Annotated in this window: 22 protein-coding genes and 1 riboswitch; of the genes, 6 read left to right on the top strand and 16 right to left on the bottom strand. The window is 43.2% G+C overall.

Annotated elements, in window-relative coordinates:
• Positions 1-55 precede the first annotated feature (55 nt).
• Complete coding sequence (yutH, locus tag G476_RS22760; RefSeq protein WP_051314601.1) at positions 56-1,084, bottom strand: spore coat putative kinase YutH; 1,029 nt, start codon at positions 1,082-1,084, stop codon at positions 56-58.
• Positions 1,085-1,308: 224 nt separating this feature from the next.
• On the opposite strand from yutH, the gene G476_RS0101100 reads away from it, so the two are divergent.
• A complete protein-coding gene (locus tag G476_RS0101100) occupies positions 1,309-1,815 on the top strand; it encodes a phosphatidylglycerophosphatase A family protein (protein ID WP_026688477.1) in 507 nt (168 codons plus the stop codon).
• 56 nt (positions 1,816-1,871) lie between these two features.
• Here the strand turns inward: G476_RS0101100 and G476_RS0101095 are convergent, their stop codons facing one another.
• Positions 1,872-2,639 (bottom strand): TIGR01457 family HAD-type hydrolase, encoded by a 768-nt coding sequence (locus G476_RS0101095; RefSeq protein WP_026688476.1) that lies wholly within the window; start codon positions 2,637-2,639, stop codon positions 1,872-1,874.
• 23 nt (positions 2,640-2,662) lie between these two features.
• The gene (locus G476_RS0101090) at positions 2,663-3,112 is read right to left on the bottom strand and encodes a DUF86 domain-containing protein (RefSeq protein ID WP_026688475.1); all 450 of its coding nucleotides are present in this window, start codon (positions 3,110-3,112) and stop codon (positions 2,663-2,665) included.
• Positions 3,113-3,356: 244 nt separating this feature from the next.
• Here G476_RS0101090 and glpX point away from each other — a divergent pair, with 244 nt between their 5' ends.
• The 3 genes from glpX (at position 3,357) to G476_RS0101075 (ending at position 4,982) form a co-directional block, all read left to right on the top strand.
• Positions 3,357-4,328 (top strand): class II fructose-bisphosphatase, encoded by a 972-nt coding sequence (glpX, locus tag G476_RS0101085; RefSeq protein ID WP_026688474.1) that lies wholly within the window; start codon positions 3,357-3,359, stop codon positions 4,326-4,328.
• Between the two features lie 24 nt (positions 4,329-4,352).
• Complete coding sequence (locus G476_RS0101080) at positions 4,353-4,619, top strand: DUF3055 domain-containing protein (protein ID WP_026688473.1); 267 nt, start codon at positions 4,353-4,355, stop codon at positions 4,617-4,619.
• Positions 4,620-4,712: 93 nt separating this feature from the next.
• Positions 4,713-4,982 carry a hypothetical protein gene (locus G476_RS0101075; RefSeq protein WP_026688472.1) on the top strand — a complete coding sequence of 90 codons (270 nt, stop codon included), beginning with the start codon at positions 4,713-4,715 and terminating at the stop codon, positions 4,980-4,982.
• 20 nt (positions 4,983-5,002) lie between these two features.
• On the opposite strand, the gene G476_RS0101070 is transcribed toward G476_RS0101075, so the two are convergent.
• Complete coding sequence (locus G476_RS0101070) at positions 5,003-5,518, bottom strand: hypothetical protein (protein WP_026688471.1); 516 nt, start codon at positions 5,516-5,518, stop codon at positions 5,003-5,005.
• A gap of 187 nt (positions 5,519-5,705) precedes the next feature.
• The gene (locus tag G476_RS21010; RefSeq protein ID WP_035185863.1) at positions 5,706-6,014 is read right to left on the bottom strand and encodes a YutD family protein; all 309 of its coding nucleotides are present in this window, start codon (positions 6,012-6,014) and stop codon (positions 5,706-5,708) included.
• Between the two features lie 468 nt (positions 6,015-6,482).
• Here G476_RS21010 and G476_RS22755 point away from each other — a divergent pair, with 468 nt between their 5' ends.
• The gene (locus tag G476_RS22755) at positions 6,483-7,115 is read left to right on the top strand and encodes a YhcN/YlaJ family sporulation lipoprotein (RefSeq protein WP_051314600.1); all 633 of its coding nucleotides are present in this window, start codon (positions 6,483-6,485) and stop codon (positions 7,113-7,115) included.
• Positions 7,116-7,212: 97 nt separating this feature from the next.
• On the opposite strand, the gene lipA is transcribed toward G476_RS22755, so the two are convergent.
• Positions 7,213-8,112, bottom strand: coding sequence for a lipoyl synthase (lipA, locus tag G476_RS0101055; protein WP_281170421.1), 900 nt, complete (start codon positions 8,110-8,112; stop codon positions 7,213-7,215).
• A 218-nt stretch (positions 8,113-8,330) separates the two neighbouring features.
• Between lipA and G476_RS0101050 the strand changes: the two genes are divergently transcribed.
• On the top strand, positions 8,331-9,329 hold the full coding sequence (locus G476_RS0101050) for a M23 family metallopeptidase (RefSeq protein ID WP_026688469.1): 999 nt from the start codon (positions 8,331-8,333) through the stop codon (positions 9,327-9,329).
• Between the two features lie 111 nt (positions 9,330-9,440).
• Here the strand turns inward: G476_RS0101050 and G476_RS0101045 are convergent, their stop codons facing one another.
• The 10 genes from G476_RS0101045 to G476_RS0100990 all read right to left on the bottom strand — a co-directional run bounded on the left by G476_RS0101045 (position 9,441) and on the right by G476_RS0100990 (position 20,865).
• Positions 9,441-10,781 carry a sodium-dependent transporter gene (locus G476_RS0101045; protein ID WP_026688468.1) on the bottom strand — a complete coding sequence of 447 codons (1,341 nt, stop codon included), beginning with the start codon at positions 10,779-10,781 and terminating at the stop codon, positions 9,441-9,443.
• 344 nt (positions 10,782-11,125) lie between these two features.
• Positions 11,126-12,688, bottom strand: a complete 1,563-nt coding sequence (locus G476_RS0101040; protein ID WP_026688467.1) for a Na+/H+ antiporter NhaC family protein — start codon at positions 12,686-12,688, stop codon at positions 11,126-11,128.
• Between the two features lie 203 nt (positions 12,689-12,891).
• Positions 12,892-13,070, bottom strand: a riboswitch (Lysine riboswitch).
• 80 nt (positions 13,071-13,150) lie between these two features.
• Positions 13,151-13,990 carry a sporulation protein YunB gene (gene yunB / locus G476_RS21000; RefSeq protein ID WP_084405538.1) on the bottom strand — a complete coding sequence of 280 codons (840 nt, stop codon included), beginning with the start codon at positions 13,988-13,990 and terminating at the stop codon, positions 13,151-13,153.
• Positions 13,991-14,623: 633 nt separating this feature from the next.
• Positions 14,624-15,106 (bottom strand): dihydrofolate reductase, encoded by a 483-nt coding sequence (locus G476_RS0101020; RefSeq protein WP_026688464.1) that lies wholly within the window; start codon positions 15,104-15,106, stop codon positions 14,624-14,626.
• Positions 15,103-15,897 (bottom strand): thymidylate synthase, encoded by a 795-nt coding sequence (locus G476_RS0101015; protein WP_026688463.1) that lies wholly within the window; start codon positions 15,895-15,897, stop codon positions 15,103-15,105. Before G476_RS0101015 ends, G476_RS0101020 begins: the two co-directional genes overlap by 4 nt.
• A 188-nt stretch (positions 15,898-16,085) precedes the next feature.
• Positions 16,086-17,186 carry an HD-GYP domain-containing protein gene (locus tag G476_RS0101010; RefSeq protein ID WP_026688462.1) on the bottom strand — a complete coding sequence of 367 codons (1,101 nt, stop codon included), beginning with the start codon at positions 17,184-17,186 and terminating at the stop codon, positions 16,086-16,088.
• A gap of 114 nt (positions 17,187-17,300) precedes the next feature.
• Entirely contained in the window at positions 17,301-17,594 is a 294-nt protein-coding gene (locus G476_RS0101005; protein WP_425387200.1) for a YunC family protein, read from the bottom strand.
• Positions 17,595-17,719: 125 nt separating this feature from the next.
• The gene (locus G476_RS0101000; protein WP_051314599.1) at positions 17,720-19,105 is read right to left on the bottom strand and encodes a bifunctional metallophosphatase/5'-nucleotidase; all 1,386 of its coding nucleotides are present in this window, start codon (positions 19,103-19,105) and stop codon (positions 17,720-17,722) included.
• 19 nt (positions 19,106-19,124) lie between these two features.
• Complete coding sequence (locus tag G476_RS0100995) at positions 19,125-19,952, bottom strand: sulfite exporter TauE/SafE family protein (protein WP_026688459.1); 828 nt, start codon at positions 19,950-19,952, stop codon at positions 19,125-19,127.
• 58 nt (positions 19,953-20,010) lie between these two features.
• The gene (locus tag G476_RS0100990; protein ID WP_026688458.1) at positions 20,011-20,865 is read right to left on the bottom strand and encodes a DUF72 domain-containing protein; all 855 of its coding nucleotides are present in this window, start codon (positions 20,863-20,865) and stop codon (positions 20,011-20,013) included.
• Positions 20,866-20,899 lie beyond the last annotated feature (34 nt).

Here is a 20,899-nt window from a genome sequence, read left to right as displayed (position 1 = left end):
CACATAAAAAAAGATGACTCACAAGGTCTTTCAAAGCCTTCCAAGCCATCCTTATTTACCCCATCCAAGCAGGCAACCTCACTCTTGAACGTTCATCCAACATATAATACAGCACGTTGTTTACATTTTTCTCATAGTTTCCCGCATCCCGAACTGAAGAGAGGAACTCGGTTGCAAGCTCTGCCTTCTTTCGTTCATCCACCGTTTGATAATAGGCTTCTACCGTATCAAAATAATGAAGAGGAAACAGCAACCTCGCCACAATCAGTTTTCTGTCCACGACAGTGATAGGCCTCTCTTGGTCGTAAGCGGTAAGCATGTCAGGAAACTGTACGTTACGCATATTTAACTGCGCTCCCTTAAAATCAGCACGCATCCATTCAGATAAGTCCCTTGAAAAGTGGTCATAAATGAATTGGCCCGGCACTTTCACAGCTGAAGGATACCGTGAGTCGACTGTAAGCCAAGTGGAATCCTCAAAACGTCTATGACAGATCGTATTGCCCTGCTCCATGGATGCCACGCCATCATCAATCGAAATGTCATTTAACAACTGAATGGCATTCTCACTAACCCCCATGTAATAAGGGTACGTGAGTAAAAAATCCTGGTCGAACGGTGTTTTCCCCCGTTCATTTATCATATGAACATACCACGATTCCATCTGATCGAGTCTCTTTTCCCACCTGTGTTTCCAACTTTGTGCGCCTGACAGCCCCTTCTTCTTTCCTTCCTTATTGTAAAACTGACCTTTTTGATGGAAGGAAGCGAGCCTCTTTCCAACGGGGTCATGACTTCTCATCATTTTATCATCAGATGACAGTCGATAAAGTGCCATCACGGTCCCATCAAGTTCTACGGTTGCTTTACCGGAATCTGTTGGCACAAGTTCAGGTATTCCGTCTTCCCCTTGTGACAAAAGCCAATTGGCCATTTCAACTTGACCTTGTACTTGGCTTTGATCAGCATGAACAGGAGTCAGCATGTATCGTTCACCATTAGATTCCACAATGGTTACCTGATAAGCCTGCATGAGTTGTTCCGGATATATTCGGTAATGGTCAAACAGTGCACGTTCAAGCATCTTACACCCTCCTACCTTCGAAGCCACTGAAAAAGTAAAGCTCAACTTCTTTAGTGCCTTCACCTTCCACTACATTTCTCTTTAATTTATGAAAAAACAGGTTGTCACGTGATAAAAGCCTGCCAAAGTGACTAAGAAGTCTCTTTAACGACAAGACTGTTAGTAATCCAGTACACCAAACACCCCAACAATTCATATAAATACCCAAAGGGTAATAGAAGGTGATGAGTGAAATGAGCAAAGATAAAGAGATGGATATTGTCGAAAAAACCGCACGAAGCTGGCTTCTTGAACGAGGCGTAAAAATCGATGACATAGCAGATCTTGTGTATTTTCTTCAAGTAAAGTATTATCCCGACTTAACGATGGATATTTGTAAACATAATATCAATCGTGTTCTGGCCAAAAGAGAAGTCCAAAACGCCATACTAACGGGAATACAATTGGATAAACTGGCCGAACAAGGCAAGCTAGAAGAGCCGATTCAAGGTATTATTGACCGAGACGAAGGATTGTACGGGGTAGATGAAATTGTCGCTCTCTCCATCGTGAACGTATACGGGTCGATCGGATTTACAAACTACGGTTATATCGATAAAGAAAAACCAGGAATCTTAAAATTTCTCAATGATAAATCAAACGGATGCCACACCTTTCTCGATGACATCGTAGGTGCCATTGCCGCAGCTGCCTCAAGTAGACTGGCACATGGCGCAGAATCAGCTGAATAATTCTTTCAAACACAAAAACTCGATCAAATGGGATAACCACTTGATCGAGCTTTTTATTATTCAAACGTCCATTCGTCCAATCCATTAATCGAATGGGTTGGTTGTTCATCATAGTCACCTAGCCGCTCTTTGGACGTGACACCAGTATGTACGATAATCGTATCCATCCCCGCATGGATGCCAGCTAAAATATCAGTATGATAGTTATCTCCCACCATCACCGTGTCTTTTTTCGGAACGCCAAGAACGTCCAATGCCTGGTTTACAATAATCGATTCGGGTTTACCAATGAACGTTGGCTGAACGCCAGTCGAGACGGTCACCACGGAGGTTAACGACCCGTTCCCCGGAAGAAGTCCTCTTTCCGTCGGGATTGCCACATCTCCGTTTGTGGAAATAAACGTAGCCCCATTACGAACGGCAAGACACGCTGTACTCAACTTTTCATATGAAATGTCCCTGTCAATTCCAACTACCACAACGTCCGCCTCTTCTTCACCAGGTACAAATCCTTTTTCTTCTAACGCTTGTTTAATTCCTTCTTCACCGATCGTAAACACGGTAGCACCGGGCTTTTTTTCAGCCACATAGTTGGCCGTTGCCATACTTGTTGTAAAAACATGATCGGGGGTCGATGCGATCCCCATAGACACAAGCTTATCCGATACTTGCTTTGGTGTTCGTGAAGAATTGTTCGTTACAAACAAATAAGGTATATCTCTTTTCACAAGCTCAGCTACAAATTCGACTGCCTCAGCGATTTTTTCGGTTCCTCTGTACATCGTTCCGTCTAGATCTATTAGATATCCTTTATATGATTTCATGTTTGTCTTCCTCCCAGATGACGTTAATCGTGCTGACTTGGTAAAAAAGCGGAGACCGGTCCAAGTTCATTTTCCAAATACATACGAACCCGTGTAGGAAAACGTAATAGAATCGGCATCTGTTCTTTGTATTCTTCTTTAAGTTTTGCATGGTCAATGTGAGTATACTCTTGAAGCAATGTTTTTCTCCATGGTAAAAGGGCTTTAATCCCCTTTTCCTCTTCACTGTTGATCACTCGCTCGTCGAGTAAAATATCAACGATGTCTTCAAAGCTTCCCGGATCTCTCATAATAAATCCATCGATCATTTGGTTGCCTACATCCATCATCGTTTCAATGATCATATGACCGGCCCGTTCCAATACCAAGGGCACCTCTTCCTCTTCCTTGCTATATTGCTTGGCCATTTCCCCTAACAAGTTCTCCAAGTACGTTAAACGCTTCTCAATTAATTCTCTGTCTACAAAGTACATGTCCATCACCTGTCTTTTTTAATATCGAATTAGTATAACACATTAGCCTGTTTCCAAATAAATCTTTCATCAAATATCGCAAAATTGATTTATTTAGTATGAAATGTTTGTTATTATGATGAAGGATTACTTACAGAAACATGTTTTCGCTATTTTTCCACAGGCTTGTTCATATAAATACAGCCTAAAGAAAACATACCTTACTTATATATTATATCGTTATTTTACAACTGGAGGAATCGACGTGGATAGAGAATTAGCATTAGAAATTGTACGTGTAACGGAAGCAGCGGCTCTCGCCTCTTCTCAATGGATGGGACGTGGCAAAAAGATCGAAGCAGATGATGCTGCTACAACAGCCATGCGCTCAATGTTCGACTCTGTTAACATGCAAGGAACCGTCGTCATCGGTGAAGGCGAATTGGACGAAGCACCGATGCTTTACATTGGTGAAGAACTTGGTTCAGGTAATGGACCGGAAGTTGATATCGCCGTTGACCCACTTGAAGGAACAAGCATCGTAGCAAAAGGTCACCCAAACGCCATGGCCGTTATTGCTATCGCCGATCGTGGTACTCTATTACACGCTCCTGATATGTACATGGAAAAACTCGTTGTAGGTCCTGAAGCAGCAGGTCTCGTACGCCTTGACGATCCAATTGAAAAAACGATTGATATTATCGCAAAAATGAATAACAAACGTGTCCGTGACGTTACTGTCATCATTCAAGAACGTGAGCGCCACGCAGAAATAATCGAACGAATCCGTGCAAAAGGGGCTCGTGTAAACTTGTTCGGTGACGGAGACGTTGGCGCGTCAATCGCCGTTGCCATGCCTCGTACAGGTATTGATTTGTTTGTTGGTACAGGCGGTGCTCCAGAAGGCGTCATCTCCGCTGCAGCAATCAAGTCCCTCGGAGGAGACATGCAAGCCCGCCTCGTTCCAATGAACGAACAAGAAGAAGCTCGTTGCAAAAGCATGGGAGTTGAAGATACCTCCCGCGTCCTTCAATTAGACGACTTGGTCAAAGGAGACGACGCCATTTTTGCAGCTACAGGCGTTTCTACCGGAGAACTATTGGAAGGCGTTCGCTTCCTTGGCGGCGACCTTGTTGAAACAGATTCCATTGTCATGCGTGCAAAAACAGGCACAGTACGTTATATTAAAGCTCATCACCGTCTAAACCAGAAGCCTCATTTACAAGAGCAGGAGTAAGACGCCCCAGAAAGGATGAGTCGAATGTCTGAGCGTTTTTATCTTTATAATGACCAAGAAGATACGAAAACCCGTTTCGTCAGCTTTATGGGCGAAGAACAGCGTTTCGATCTTGCTATTACAACATCCAACCGTTATTACGGAAAAAAACTCGTTATGAATATGCTCTCCAATCGCTTCGCCATCATCGGTAGCGACGACCTGGACGAACCTGGCTACTTGGAGCACGCATATAATCTAAGCGAATCAGAAGCACAAGAGCTTCGAGAATTTCTCTACGAAGTGATTTAATACTAAACACCTCCTGGGCACATACTAGAAAGGCACTGAAAAAGTTGGTTTGAACTTTTTTCAGTGATCTCAGTATTCAGGAGGTGTTTTTTCATGCCCGACAAAGACGAACGAGAATATACAGACTTTACGGTTGTGGAAAAAAACAAAAACTTCGTTCTCCCTGAAGTAACACCAGAAGGCCCATACGGCTCTCCAATCGAGCGTCCCTTAGGAAAAAGCAGTCCTTGGCATGAAGGACAACGTTCCTACAGTGCGTTCAACTACGAATACAAAAACCTCCATGAAGGCTTAGACAGAAAAGATCCCGGCTCCCACCCAACTCACGATGACAAGCGTTATAACGGTGGCGGACGGCAATAACGTCATTTACCTCTTCCATCTTAGGGAGAGGTTTTTTCTTCGAGGCAGTCAAGGCTTCTCCCAAGTCTTCTATGGGGAGTTCTTGTCGCTCTACACATTTTACCTACGACATCAAACTCCTCACTCGTATTCCAAAATCGCACCCGAACCGTTTCAAAATACACATCTGTGTAAGCCGAGCGACTTGCTGGAGTCCTTTGCTTTGCTTCTACATCTACAACGATGCCTTCGATCACTTGGTACTCATCAGAAATAACGTAAGGCAAATCTCGTATTGACGGGATAACCAAAGCCCATAAAATCAAAACAGCAATAACCCCTGTTACCATTCTCAAAATGATTCCTTCCACCTTCCCTGCTCGTACTGGGTAAGATGGAAGCGAGACAAGGACAGCTACACCAAATAGTGTGACATAAAACAGTATATCAGCATAAAGTATCGTTTTCATGGTACCAAAAGCCGGGGCAATGAGAACGGATAAAAGAACCGTAAAAATAAACCACCACCACGCAAGATTCGACAGTATTTTTTTCATATCATTCTCTCCTTAACGGAGGATGGTAGTAGTGGATCCTCTGTATGTTATTTATGTACGAGCCGTGAGCTAGCAGGTTTCAAAAATTTCAAATCCCTGATGCAGACACGGCTGTTTTCGTACAACAATTTTTTAAGACAAAAAAAAGAGCATTCCTCATGTGCAACACACATTTGGAACACTCCTTTTATTTATTTTTTTCAGGCGCCTTTTTCTTCTCCGTCTCTTTTACTTTTTTAATAACAAAGTAAGGACATCCGAAGTTGCAATACTCATATAAGTATTCCGGCAAGGAGCTAATTTTTGACTCAAACGAAGATTTTCGGTGTTGATCCTCAAAGAAGCCTCTCAGCCTAAGCTGGTTATAGCCCCAGTCCCCCACGATATAATCGTATTTATTCAGTACATCGCTGTATCTGGATTTAAAGTCCTCTTCTACCCAACCGTCTTTTACATTCTCGATCAGCTCGTATTGATTCCCTTGTACACGGATCATATGCAAACACCTCTCTTTACTCTCTTTATCTTGCCTTACTTCGCACGAAAATTCAATGTTTTCCTAAAGAAAGAGTAAATTGGGAACGGCTTTTGCGAGGGAAAGGGGGGTTAAGGGATAATGGCCTAGTGAAGTGAGGAATTGGTGGAGGGGAGTGGGGTGTGCGTGGAGTGATAAAGGGGAATGGGTGTGCGTTATTCATTGACTTACTACGGTTCTTCATCGACTTTCGGATTTGTCCATCGACTTACTACGATTCTTCATCAACTTTCGGATTTATTCATCACTTTCCTCCCGTTATCCATCACTTTTCAAATTTATCAATCACTTTCCTCCCGTTATCCATCACATTATCACTCCTCGCCCCTCCCTACATCCACCTCCTCTACCTTAACTTCCATCTACGGGACAAATTACCTCTCTTAAGCTCCTCCAGTCTGGAGAACCTAAGGCTAGGAGGTGGAAAAAATGAAGCGATTACTAACAGCATCCCTCGTTTGCACGTTGGCATTGACTGCGTGTGGACAAATGAATGATCCGTCAGCTCAATCTGAGGGTGGCAATGCTCGATGGAATTCCCTTAGTACCGGGAATACGACTGATGGCTACAACGTCATTAATCGTCGAGAAGCCGATCATAGTGAGTACTTAAAGTACGGGTTTGTTCGCGAATCCAAACAAACAGCGCAAGAGAAAAAGTACCCTGGCTATGCGGTTTACGACAGAGAACTTCTCGCAGATAGCATTAGTGAGATGGCAGCAGTTATTCCTGCCGTAGACGAGTGTGGTACACTCGTAACTGACGACAAAGTGTTTATGGTATACAACCGAGATCGCAGTCAAGAGGACATGGATCGTAACGATGTTGCTGACCAAGTGAGAAAAACAGCTTTATCTGTTGTTCCTTCTTACTATGAAGTGTACGTTTGTGACGACATGGACATGATGGATGAGATTGAGCGATTCGGCAGTCTTTACCCAGACACGGATGAGTATAATGATACTCTTGAACAAACGGCTGAGCAGTTTAAAGCTTATCCACAAGGAGAACCCATTAGCCGTGATCAAATGCATGATGACAATGACGACTATATGAATTAATGGCTAAGAAGCCCTCTTCATTTGAAGAGAGCTTCTTTTTATTTTATAAAAAAAGCAGATGGCTTCACGTTGGATGCCATCTGCTTTACTGGTTATTTTAACTTTGGGCCGCGTTAACTTGCTCATCAGCATGATAAGAAGAACGGACAAGTGGACCTGATTCACAATGCTTAAATCCTTTGCTGAGGGCAATTTCTTTAAGCTCATTGAATTCTTCAGGTGTCCAATATTTTTTAATCTTCAAGTGTTTCTTTGTTGGTTGTAGGTATTGACCGATCGTCATAATATCTACGTTTGCTGCTCTTAAGTCATCCATTGTCTCGATGATCTCTTCTTTTGTTTCTCCAAGGCCAATCATGATGCTTGATTTTGTAGGAATTTTAGGTTGCATTTCTTTTGCACGTGCCAGGAATTCTAGAGAGCGGTCATATGTAGCACGGGCACGAACTCGTGGAGTCAGGCTTCGGACTGTTTCAATGTTGTGGTTCAAAATATCCGGCTTGGCATCCATTAGGGTTTCCAGATTTTCATATCGCCCCATCATGTCGGAAGGAAGTACTTCCACTGTAGTAAATGGGCTCTTACGGCGAATGGCCCGTACCGTTTCCGCAAACACTTCTGCACCGCCGTCTTTTAAGTCATCACGAGCAACTGCTGTGATAACGGCATGCTTTAATCCCATAAGGTGGACAGACTCTGCTACTCGCTCTGGTTCTTGAAGGTCTAGTTCAGTTGGGAGACCGGTTTTTACCGCGCAGAAACGGCATGCACGGGTACAAACGTCTCCTAAAATCATGAAGGTAGCCGTTTTACGTTCAGCCCAACATTCGTGAATGTTTGGACAACGCGCTTCTTCACAAACAGTATGTAGTTTTTTCTCACGCATCATTTTTTTAAGTCCAGTATAAGACTCGTTTGTATTCAGTTTTATTTTGAGCCAATCGGGCTTACGGATGTATTCTTCTTTTTTTGCCATTCGGTTCACTCTCCTGCTCATATTTCCTATTTTTCAAAAAAATGAATTCGGATTTTCAACCCTATATAATGCGCAAATCAACGTATAGAATCATTAGTAACTTTAACATGAAAAGCGGGAAATCTCAAAGGTGCGAGATAATGGAAGGATTTGTCGCGAAGGTTTTTCATTGTTTTTTCCAACACTATAGACAAGTGTTAATGATGAGGATTTCCACCATGATGAAAGGAGAAGCCAATATGAAATATATCATAGGTGTTTGTTTAATCATTTGCCTTTTTATATCTCCCACTTTCGGCCAAGCGTCTGTACTTGAAGAAAAGTCATCTGAGGAGATTTTTGCTGAACGAATGGCTCTTTACAAAAAGACGGAAGCGTTAACAGGGGTGCCTTGGTACTACATAGCTGGTGTTGATAGTTATGAGAGAGGTCTTAGGAGAGCTAGGAACGATTTGCCTGATGAAGAGGGATACGTGGGGATTTTCATTCCTTCTGAGAAGTGGGTTGGGGTTGAAAATCCGAACAGCGAAGATACGAGCCCTGTATCCATTTCTCTATTTAATGGAATCGGCTTGGATGGGAATGGGGACGGACTGGCAGATCAAACGAATGATGAAGACTTGCTTTATACATTCGCCCATATGTTGGCTTCATTCGGAACTGATGATACTAACTTACGAATTGGCCTATGGGATTATTACCAGCGTGATAAAGCCATTGAATTGATTAAAGGGCATGCTGAAATCTACCGCACGTTCGGAACATTGGATTTGAGAAAGCGCGTCTTTCCTCTTCCGCTCAACTACAATTACAGTTATCGAGGTACGTGGGGCCATTCACGGGGATGGGGTGGGCGCCGCATTCATGAAGGAACCGACTTATTTGCCGGATACGGGACACCTGTGAGGTCCACGACGTATGGAATCGTTGAATTAAAAGGGTGGAATAAGTTCGGAGGTTGGCGTATCGGGATCAGAGATACTAATAATGTATACCATTATTACGCACACTTAACCGGGTTTGAAAAAGGAGTAGAGCGCGGAACGATTGTAGAACCAGGAACCGTCGTAGGTTATGTAGGAAGTTCCGGTTACGGAAAGCCAGGAACCCAAGGGAAGTTTCCCCCACATCTTCACTACGGCATGTACAAAGACAATGGTTACTTTGAATGGTCATTCGATCCGTACCCTTCCCTAAGAGCATGGGAAAAGCTCGAACGTCAATCCCGCCGCAAATAAAAAAGTTCGGGGGTAAAGTTCGGGGGTCAGACCCCGCACAATTACCTCCAACTCCATGATTGTCCTATGAAAAAACCGGACTGGCACGATGCCAGTCCGGTCTTTTTTGGATTATCCAAAAATGTTTAGTAATAGGATGATTAAGATTCCTGTAGGCGCAACGATTCTTAAGAACCAAAGCCACGCCATACCAAGAGGTGAATTTGTAAGACCTGTTTCACGCAAGGAATCGACTTTATTCCAGCCCCACCCGACGAACAGGGCAATAACTAGCCCTCCAAGAGGAAGAGTATATTTATCCGTGAGTGTATCCACAGCGTCCAAGAACGGCAATCCGAAAATCGTAAACTCCGTTAATGGTCCACCTTGGCTAAGTGCAGACGGAATACCGAACAACGTAACAATGGCACCAACAACAACCGCTGCAAACCTACGAGTCCAGTTGAATTTGCGCATAGCATAAGCCACACTTACCTCCAGCAAGGAAATGGCCGAAGACAGAGCTGCAATGGCGACTAGGAAGAAGAACAATACAGCAAACAATGTTCCCATACTACCCATTTGATTAAATACTTCCGGTAGTGTGATGAAGATCAGACCAGGGCCTGCATCCGGCTCAAGGCCGAATGTAAATACAGCCGGGAAGATCATGATTCCTGCTACAATAGCAAACAACGTATCAAACGTTACTACTGTACCTGCTGCACTTGGCAAGTTCGTATCTTTAGGCAAGTAACTTGCATAGGTGATCATGGCACCCATACCAAGAGATAGTGTAAAGAAAGCCTGTCCAATGGCTGCAGCATAAACCCCAGGAGTCGCAAATGCACTCCAATCTGGTGTAAACAAGAAGCGCAATCCTTCACCAGCTCCATCAAGCGTTAAGCTGTATCCAGCAAGGAATAAGATGATGACAGCAAGAAGAGGCATAAAGATTTTATTGGAAAGTTCAATTCCCTTTTTAACACCGGTAAAGACAATCGCTACAACGAAGACCATAAATAGGATTTGCCAGAAGACAGGTCCTGCTGCTCCTCCGATAAATTCACCGAAGAAGTCCCCATATTCCCCGGTTCCAACATTACTCGTAGCGCCAGTTACATAACTATATAAGAAGTAGACTACCCAACCGGCAATAACGCCGTAAAAGGACAAAATCAAAAAGGCGGAGGCGACACCGAGGAAACCTCCGATTGCCCATGGCTTCTGCGGTGAGATGACGTTAAAAGATCCTACAACGTCTTGCTGACCTTTTCGTCCAATTGAAAACTCAGCAAGTAGAACAGGAAGACCAATGAGGAAAATACATAAAATATAAATGAGTAAAAAAGCGGCTCCCCCACTATCTCCTGCTACATAAGAAAATCGCCATACGTTTCCGAGGCCTACGGCTGAACCGACAGCTGCAAGGATAAATCCGAGCTTTGAAAAACGTTCACGGCCATTACTCATACTAAAACTCCTCTCTCTTTTTACAAATCTTATAACCCACTATAATTGTCATTATTTTCTGACTAGTACCTTCTAAAAAAAGAAGCAAAAACCAGCTTTGCTTTTTTGACAAAATTCGACGTGGTTACGTTGTCTTATTATAAATAGACTAGTCGAATTTGTAAAGGTATTTTCAGAAAATTAATGTAATCTGAATATACCAATTTTATCCGTTGTTAGGCAAGGAATTAAGATTTTTAAAAGGAAAAAGGACCACCACACTCACAAATGACATTATTAGGGAAAAATAAAAAACCAGGAAGAAAGCACGAGGCTTTCTTTCCCGGTTTTGTAAAAAGTAGTATTTATTCCGTAACAGGCTTTAATACGAGTTTCAACACAGTGACGACAATAACAAACATAACTAATGAAGCAGCAAATGCTGCCACGAAGCTTCCTGTAAACCCAATCACCAGGAATCCCGCTGATGCAATAATGGCTACTGCAACCGCGTATGGAAGTTGGGTTAACACGTGGTCAATATGATGACTTCCCGCTCCTGTTGAAGATAAAATCGTCGTATCTGAAATTGGTGAACAGTGATCACCGAAGATCGCTCCTGCAAGTACAGCTGCAAGTACAGGCAACAGAAGGGTTACGTCCGTTTGTGCTGCAATTTCCCCAGCGATCGGAAGCATAATGCCGAATGTTCCCCAGCTTGTCCCTGTTGTAAAGGCCATAAATCCTGCAATCAGGAACAAGACAAGCGGCAAGTAGCCCAGGTTCATATTGTCATTTACAACTTCAGCAAGGTATGCCCCAGTGCCGAGTTCACCGATGATTTCAATGATTGTCCAAGCAAAGATCAGGATGTAAATCGCAGGTAGCATGGACTTCACACCAGCCCATAATCCAAATCCAAAATCTTTAACAGGAACTTTTCTCATTAACGCAATGGCGATTGTAATCGCTAAACTGATCAGTCCACCGTAAAGGAGAGACGCGGCTACGTCTGTATTTTCAAATGTAGCAAGAAGGCCAGCTTCCCCTTCGGTACCTTGAATACCCGTTACAACCATGAAAAGAACAGTTGCGGCAATCAACGTCACGATCGGCCAGACCAAATCGCCTACGCGACCTGATACTACAGGCTGAGCGTCTTCACTGTCACCAGGTACGGCTCCTTTTTCTTTATCCACAAGTTCTCCTGTAGAAAGAGCACGTAGCTCGTGAGTTCGCATTGGTCCAAAGTCCAATTTGAAGTAAGCAACGGCAAATACCATCAAGATCGCAAACACAGCGTAAAAGTTCATAGGTGCCATTAATAGAAAGGCTTGAAGAGCACCATATTCCGTCACACCATGCTCCATCAACACATCGTTTCCGATAATGGTAATGATGTAAGCTCCCCAACTGGATAGTGGGATAAGCACACACATGGAAGCGGCTGTGGAATCGACCACGTAAGCAAGTTTCGCACGGGAAATACGATGACGGTCCGTTAGAGGACGACTCACATTTCCCACTGTTAAGCTGTTAAAGTAATCATCAATAAAAATAATAATACCAAGAAAAGCTGTTACAAATTGAGCGCCAACACGTGTTTTCACACGGCTTAGTGCCCATTCACCGAAGGCTCTGCTTCCTCCAGTCAGCGTAATGAGTGAAGCAATCATACCTAAGATGACAAGAAACAACAGGATGTAAAATTCCCACGTGTTTACTCCTTCACCCGGTACATAAAAGATTCCCGTCACTATTGAGATAATTTGTGAAAGGGCTTCGTTTACGAAAAGCTCTTCGTTTTGATTTACCATAAGTGCACCAACGATGATTCCGATACCCAATGATAGTAAAACGCGTCGGGTAATAATGACCATGATCAATGCCAATATTGGAGGCAGTAGTGATAATGCTCCGTGATCCATTGTAATTCCCCCTAAAAAAGAAATGTAAGATAATCGCGTTCCTATAAGTGCGATTTCGCAGCTTGACAATCTTTTATTTATCTTGCTATGAAAAGAGGTCATTCATCCATGCTTACGATAACACTGCTTTTTTTCCACAAAAAAAAGACAGCATTGGATCCCAATGTTGCCTTTATAAGCTAACACATGATCCCCAACATGAAAGAGTGAGTAGTTCTCCACCAGGTTTCCCAAAGTGACAGTGTTGCATTTCTTAAATGCAACCCCAGCCAGGAGGCGTTGGACACGCACACCCGCTTCGGCAAAGTCTCCTTTTTGTATCACTCACAGATGTCCTACTCTCATGATACATACTCTTAGACTTCGCGCCTCTACCTCACCCACATCGTGGTGAGGTATCATAACCGATTCAATTGTCAAACTGTTACTGATTTTATCAGAGGGTGTAAATGAATGCAACCATTAATTGCTTGGTAAATTTTCCGTGTCTACGTTCACTTGCTCTGACTCCGAGACGCTCACTTCTCCCGTTTCAGCATCCCGGATCACGGCAGGTGTCAGCCCCGTACCGTAAAACTCAGGTACTTCTCCTGGAATAAACACATTTGCTACAGCGATAGAAGTTGTCACAGCGGCAGTGTCAGTCGCAAACGGGATAACGATCTTCACATCCGCTTCAATTTCTACGCTAATGCTGACCCATGTATTGTTAATTCCAACACTTAAAGCTTCCCACTTAAGCTGGGATTTCACATCACCGATTGCCGACAGTCGAACAGGCACTCGTGGACCAAGATGTGCCAATAAAGCATTGTTCGTCGCTTGACCTAGAGGGATCATATGGATAATCCCGTCTTCTGAAAAGGTCGCCCCTTCCCGTTCTATATTCACATCCGTTGGAATACCAATATCCTTGACGCGCCCGTGCTCAATATCATTCAAGTATGATTGTACGCGCTGCGTCGTTTGTTGCAGGACTTTATTATAAATAACCGGATTAAAGCTCATATAGGTAATACTTCCATCCGGTCCGAGCTCTGTTTCAATGACTTCATCCATGTTCGTATTCTCTAGAATCTGCTTTGAAATCGCATCATTAATAGCTAGTGTTCCGATTCTTTGTGTTTCCGTCTTCGCAATCGAAATCAAAGTCGGACGAATCCCTTTCTCCACGATAACAAGCCCCTGAGCTGTCATCAAACTAAAGATAAAAAACGAAATTAAAAAGACATATCGAAAAGGTAACGGTCCCTTTCTTCGCTTTGGCTTAATCGGCTTGAACGCCCGAAACCCCCGTCTCATAGTCAAGCACCCCTTCCTCTCTTACATACCTATGCAAAATTGTTGGGGGACAGACCCCGTAGCCGTCAACTTAAGGATTGAGTGTAGTAAATCAGTTGAAGAAAGGTGTAGCCGAAATGTTCTTCGCTTTCCGCGGCGGTGCCGGCGAGCCTCCTCGGGCAAAGCCCTTGCGGGGTCTCTCCTGGCTCCCACTGCCGCAGGAGTCTTTGAACATTACGGCTACACCTATTCACTTGGTCAAAGTCAGATTGTCTGTAACAGTTACATAGATAGACCCCGTACAATTTGTTAAATGGGAAGGAGTTCGCGGTCGTTAGTTTCCTTGTTGGAATGTAGGTGGATTTTGAGTGTGGTCATGTGAAGTGGAAACGTTGAGTTCTTGTCCGGTTTTTTTTGGGGGAAGGTAGTGCGGGGCCGTCTTTCTATGAAGAACTTTTTGTGCGTTAACCTGGTTATCAACCTCTATTTGAGTTTTATCCGTCTTTGTTACAAGTTTATCGAGCTTTAATTCTGTTTTATCAACCTCTATTGTCGTTTTATCCACCTCTAACTTGAATATATCGGCCATTCGACATAAACCGACTCTACCACCACCCAAAAGCCCCCTTGTCCCATGGACAAGAGGGCTTATTATTACCTCTTCTGCTCATAAACATAAAACGTATGAGCATATTTATTTTCACTATCTACCGTACCTTCAAGCTTCTCGGTTATTTCAAACCGCTCTTCCGTGAATGGTGGGAAGTATGTGTCTCCGTGGAATGTGTGGTGAATTCTCGTAATGTACAGTCTATCCGCTTTGTCAATCAGCTGTTCAAAGACTTTTTGTCCTCCGAGAACCATCACTTCTTCTTTTTGCGCCAAATCTTCTACGATATCGAGGCTATCAACCACTTCTACTCCATCATGGTAAAAATCTGGATTTGATGTAACAACGATATTTCGGCGGTCTGGGAGTGGTCTACCGATTGAGACAAACGTTTTTCGCCCCATAACAACAGTGTGACCAGTCGTTACCCTCTTGAAGTGTGCAAGATCGTTTGGAAGGTTCCAAGGTAATTTATTGTCGTTCCCAATGAGATTATTCTCATCCATAGCTGCAATTAATGAAATCATACACTCACCTCTCCTTTAATGTGTGGATGAGGGTCGTATTCCACTAATTCAAAGTCATCAAACGTGAAGTCCTCAATCTTAGTCACGTCAGGATTCATTTTCATTTTTGGCAAGCTGCGCGGTTCACGGGACAGCTGCAATTTCACTTGGTCAACGTGGTTGTTGTAAATGTGCACATCTCCGAATGTGTGAACAAATTCACCGTATTCAAGCTCGCATTCTTGCGCAATCATCATCGTTAATAACGCATAGGATGCAATGTTAAACGGTACACCAAGGAACAAGTCTGCACTTCGCTGATACAACTGACATGATAGTTTTCCGTCCGCTACGTAAAACTGGAACAGGCAGTGACAGGGGCTCAATGCCATTTTATCCAAGTCAGCTACATTCCACGCATTGACTACAAGTCTTCTTGAATCAGGATTCTTCTTAATTTCCTCAATCACATTCCTTAATTGGTCAATAGACTCTCCATCAGGTGTTGGCCAGCTACGCCACTGTTTTCCATAAACAGGACCCAGATCGCCATTTTCATCTGCCCATTCGTTCCAAATTCGTACGTTATTTTCTTTTAAATAAGCAATGTTCGTATCGCCTTTAATGAACCACAAAAGCTCATGTATGATCGCCCGTAGCGATAGTTTTTTGGTTGTCAAAAGAGGAAAACCTTCAGCAAGGTCGAACCGCATTTGATGACCAAAGGTACTGATGGTACCCGTTCCTGTTCGGTCTTCTTTTTTCGTCCCGTTTTCCAACACGTGTTTACACAGTGTAAGATACTGATCCATTTTTGCCGCCTCCTCTTAATCTTTGTTCGATTATCTTCAAGCACTTTCCGATGGTACATTGATATCTTTTTTTAATCCTCTAGATTTCCTCAGGAGCCCCCAAAGATACCGACCCACTAAGTTGTATAAAGGACAACCTTCCTCGGTAAACTTGTCCCATCCATATTCAAAAGCTAGCACCAGTCTTCCTACGAAGCTTCTTCTGAAAGCCTGGCCTCACATTTTACAATTGTAATGCTCAGTTCCTTTGTTAAATCCACCTCGTATGGCTCGACAGCCAGTCCATCTTCTTCCATGATTCTGATCGTTGGTCTGGCATTCATATGTTTGTTTTGCTTGGATACGACCCCTTGTCTACCATCACTCAATACCACTTCAAGTCCGACAGGGTAAATGGCAATCGTCTTCGCAAAAACTTCTACCATTGCTTTATCAAAAAGACTTCCCACACCAGAGTATAACAGCTCCAAGCCTTCATGAGGAAGCTTAGCTTTTCTATAGACTCTATTTGATGTAACGGCATCGAATACATCTGCAATTCCGATGATTTTACCATATAAATGAATCTCATTACCGGAAATACCTCTTGGGTAGCCTGAACCGTTCAGTCGTTCGTGATGCTGATACGCACAGTGAGCCGATAGCAATGGAATGGTATGGGCTTTCCTTAACAACTCATATCCTGCGGTTGTATGCTCTTTAATTAATGCGAACTCTTCATCTGTTAGGGCTTGCTGTTTATGTAGCACTTCTGTAGGCACTGCCATTTTTCCGATGTCATGGAGCAGTGCGCCAAGACCCAAGTCTTTAAGCTGACTATCACGAAGTCCCATCCGCTCGCCTAATGCAAGAGCATACACTGTTACATTCAAAGAGTGATGGAAAATGTATGAATCATAGCAATATGCGCTCGATAGAAGAGAAATGGCTTCTTCATGGTAACGAACATCCCGTAACACATGCTCCACAATGTTTCCAAAAGGACGACTTATTTTATCCACTTCAAAAGATTTTTGCAGTACTTGAGGTGCTGTCACTGCCTGAAAGGACTTCCTAATTGTGTTTATGGAGGTGTGCCTTGTTTGTTCCGTGATCACTTCCTGAAACAAAATATCGCTCGTTGCCTCGTCATCCACATAGGCGAAAGTAATGCCCTTTGCTTTTAAACGGCTGATCATTGCAGCGGACAGGGGGATTCCGGATTGAACTAGAACTTGTCCTTTTTCATTATAGATCGCCTTTGCAAGACGATCATTTGCTTGTAAAGAGTGAACGGATCTTAATCGCATAGTTGACCTGCCTTCGCTAAGAAATACGCATTTTTTTCAATATGAGAGTAGCCGTATGCCCTCACGTTAAAGGCTGGAGGGCGTATCGGCTTGATATATACTAAATACGTTCATCTATTCCTTTTCGATCATAAGAAGTAATGCATCTTTTCCGGACATGCCAGGATGAATACCTAAGCTTTCCGCTTCATACGTAACAGACTCAAGAGGTGCTTCCAACAAGTCATCAATTGTTCTTACACCAACAGCTCTACCGGCTACGATTTTTCTTGCCGCAAGCTTTTCATTTAGCAAAGCCACATCCAACGCACCACACATAATGTAGCCTATTTCATTGGTAATGGCCATAAAATTCGTTTTTGGTAACTTAACCGTAATGGCAGTAAAAGGCTGCCCTTCAATAAACATCGGTTGCACTTCGATCAACTTTCGTTCACCTACCTTCTACAGGCTTTCCTAAGCCTCGTAAAACCTGTTACAGGGCTCGTAATAGCCTATGAAAAGGGAGATGAAAAGTGCTTGACCGATCAATCTTACTTCCTGTTTTGCAAACTCCAAGCCAAAACGTCTCGCAAGAATTCAGGCATATAATAGGTTTTCTCATTCAATGTACTAATAGAAGGATAAAGGTACCCGAATGTGAACATATCAACTGTTGCCACATTGTACAGCGTATCCCGATCTAGTTTTTTGCCTAGGATACAAATATGTTCTGGCTGTAATGGACCATTGGCAGACTCATCCACCTCGATCCCTTCATAGATCATCATACCAAGAATTTTGCCTCGAAAACCAAAGCCTTTTACTTTTTTATAAATCTTCTCTTTTTTATGAGCTTCACGAATAAATTCCAGTAGCCGCTCTCCTGATATGTTTACTTTTGCAGGATTAATCGGATGTGGACATATTCTGTGCAAAGCCCCTTTTGTAATCGGCCCTTGTGGCAACCCTTCTAAGAGGATCCCTGCGTTAATCATGGCTACATCCGCTTCGCACCATTCTTTAAGACCTTTCACTAAGAGCTTCGTGAGTGGTGTTTCCTTTTCCCAACTTAGTTCCCACTCTTCAGGTATTGTTGTGACCACTTCACTTAACACTCGATCCGCTCGACTTTTCATGTCTTCTAAAAGAGAGACCGTGTCAGAATCGTATTCATTCTCCACTTCTATTGTGTGAACGTTAAGGTTCGTAATTTCGCGACTTTCAGCATCGACGGTAATGGAAACCTCACCCAAGTGGGACCCTGATCGACCACATTGATGAATCCATGTTCGGTTAATTTTTTCCCCATCTAAAAGAAGATGATGCGTATGAGAGCCCAGTATCAGATCGATCTCTGGGAATTGCTTTGCCATTCTTTCATCATCATGCAATCCTAAATGGGAAAGGCAAATCAACACATCAACCTTCCCCCGAAGAGCCTCCACTTGACGTTCGATGGACTCGAACGGATCTTCAATTGACCAACCTAGCGCATGATAAAAAAGCTTATAAGCCACTGTTACACCAAAAACACCAACAGTAACGCCTTGTTCCGTTGTAAACACACGATGGTTCTTTGCCCATGTTGGCATTTCTCCATTATCATGCTTCAAATTTGCAACCAGCACATCAAAATCAGCCTTGTCGTATAGGCTGTTGAGTTGCCTTTTTGAAAATGTCATTCCTTCATTGTTGCCAATCGTAATCGCATCGTAGGAAAGTCGGTTCAACAATTCTACATTACCCTTACCATCGAGACCTTCTGTAATCGGATGAACACGATCTGCATGATCGCCTATATCGAAGAGAAGAACATCATCTCCTGCCTTGGTTGCATGAGACTTCAGCCGATTAACCGTAGCCACAACAGCAGGCCACCGATCAAGCTGACTGTGTAAGTCGTTTGTATGTAGAATTTTAACTGTTTTTTTGCTCAAGATGCCCACCTCTTATCCATCACGCCCCTGTTATCCCTTGATAGATGAGGCGTATTCCAATAATAATCAACATGATTCTTAATAGGTTTACCACCGTGTCACTCCCTAAGCGACGGTTGATCCCGGCACCAACGATGCCACCAACCCAAGCTCCAGGTATGAGGGCAGCCGCATAAAGCCAATCCACGTTTCCTAAAGAAATATGGGAGATAGAACTTACTATTGCGGATAAAAACACAAGAAACATAGATGTTGCCACTGCCATGTGTGGTGGAAAAGCAAAAAGTAAAATCATCGCCGGTACCATGAGGGAGCCTCCACCAATACCGAAAAGACCTGAACACATGCCTACAACAAAGCCAATACCAATGCCTAAAAAAGGGTTGTAACCGTACTCTACTGTTTCTCCCAAGTCGTTTATGTATGTACGACGTACACCGCCCGTTTTAGCCAGTTTGATGGGCTTTACATACTTTCTTACCATTAAAATAAAGGATACAATAATAATAAAGATGCCAAAAAAGATGAGAAATGTATTCACGTTAATATCTTTATTCAACCAGACTCCAAAAAGAGCCCCAGGACCACTTCCGATAAAAAAGATGAGTCCACTCTTAATATCCACCTTTTTCTGCTTTACATAAGCCAAAGTCGATGATAATCCTGTAAAAATCATCACAAGGAGGGACGTTCCTACAGCAACCTGCGGGGTTATCCCTTCTAAAATAGTAGTATAACCGCTCAAAACCATGAGAGCCGGAACAATAATGATGCCTCCACCAAGCCCCATGATACTTCCTAAAATGGCAGCCACTAAGCCAAGTATTAATAAAAAAATCCATTCCATTTCGTATGACTTCACTTTCCGCTACTATTTAGTAGCTGTTGTTTATTACTCTCTATTATCAATCAAAAAGACCAAGTTGTCGAGGTGCCAAACCTTCATAATTAAGTCCTAAAAGATCAATCATTTTCTTTGCATTCCCTGTCGCATGACCACCCGAGTTGTTGTTAAAAAGCACATAAACCTCTTTCGCAGACTGATGAGCTTCCTTCACTTTTTGCGACAGTTCCTCAAGCTCCCTCTGATTGTAATCATAGAGGTAGCGCACATCCCGCCACTCTTGTCCGTTCGCCGGTTTATTCCATCCAGCTACATTTCGACCATGAAACCGAAAAAGAACGTGATCTTGCCCCACAGTATCCATAACAAACGGAATCGACCTCGCTCCTGCTTGAGGTTCATCACAAACGCTGTGAATCCACTTTTCTTTTTCCATAAACGAAAGGGTTTGTTCCCTATATTCAGGTGCAAACCAAGATTGATGGCGAAACTCAAGCGCACACGGTACGTCTTGTAACTTCTCCTTGCAGTATCGCAAGTACGTAACACTCTCTTTTTTACATTCAAACCAAGGAGGAAATTGACAAAGGACCATCCCTAACTTCCCGCTCTTTTTAAGTGGCTCAAGGGAAGCTAAGAAAGCATCAAACATTTCATCTCTTGTGGAAAAAGGAATGCTATCTCCTCGCTGGTGACCAGTCATCCCTTGGTATGCCTTCACCACAAAGGAAAACGAATCCGGAGTGTCATTTGCCCACTTTTCCATATTTCTAAGAGGCTGGACAGCGTAAAAGGTGGAATCAATCTCTACAGTGGGAAAATGACCTGCATAGACATTTAACTTCTCTGAACTTTTGGTGATGCCTTCATATAAAGAGTCGTGATCTCCCCAACCCGTAAGACCTATTTTAATCATTGTTCTCATACACCTCTTCCTTTTTTCCAGCCCC

Source organism: Alteribacter aurantiacus DSM 18675, from assembly GCF_000429705.1.
GTDB lineage: Bacteria > Bacillota > Bacilli > Bacillales > Salisediminibacteriaceae > Alteribacter > Alteribacter aurantiacus.
Note: the sequence above shows the minus strand (reverse complement) of the source record. Positions and strands in the feature narration are given on the sequence as shown.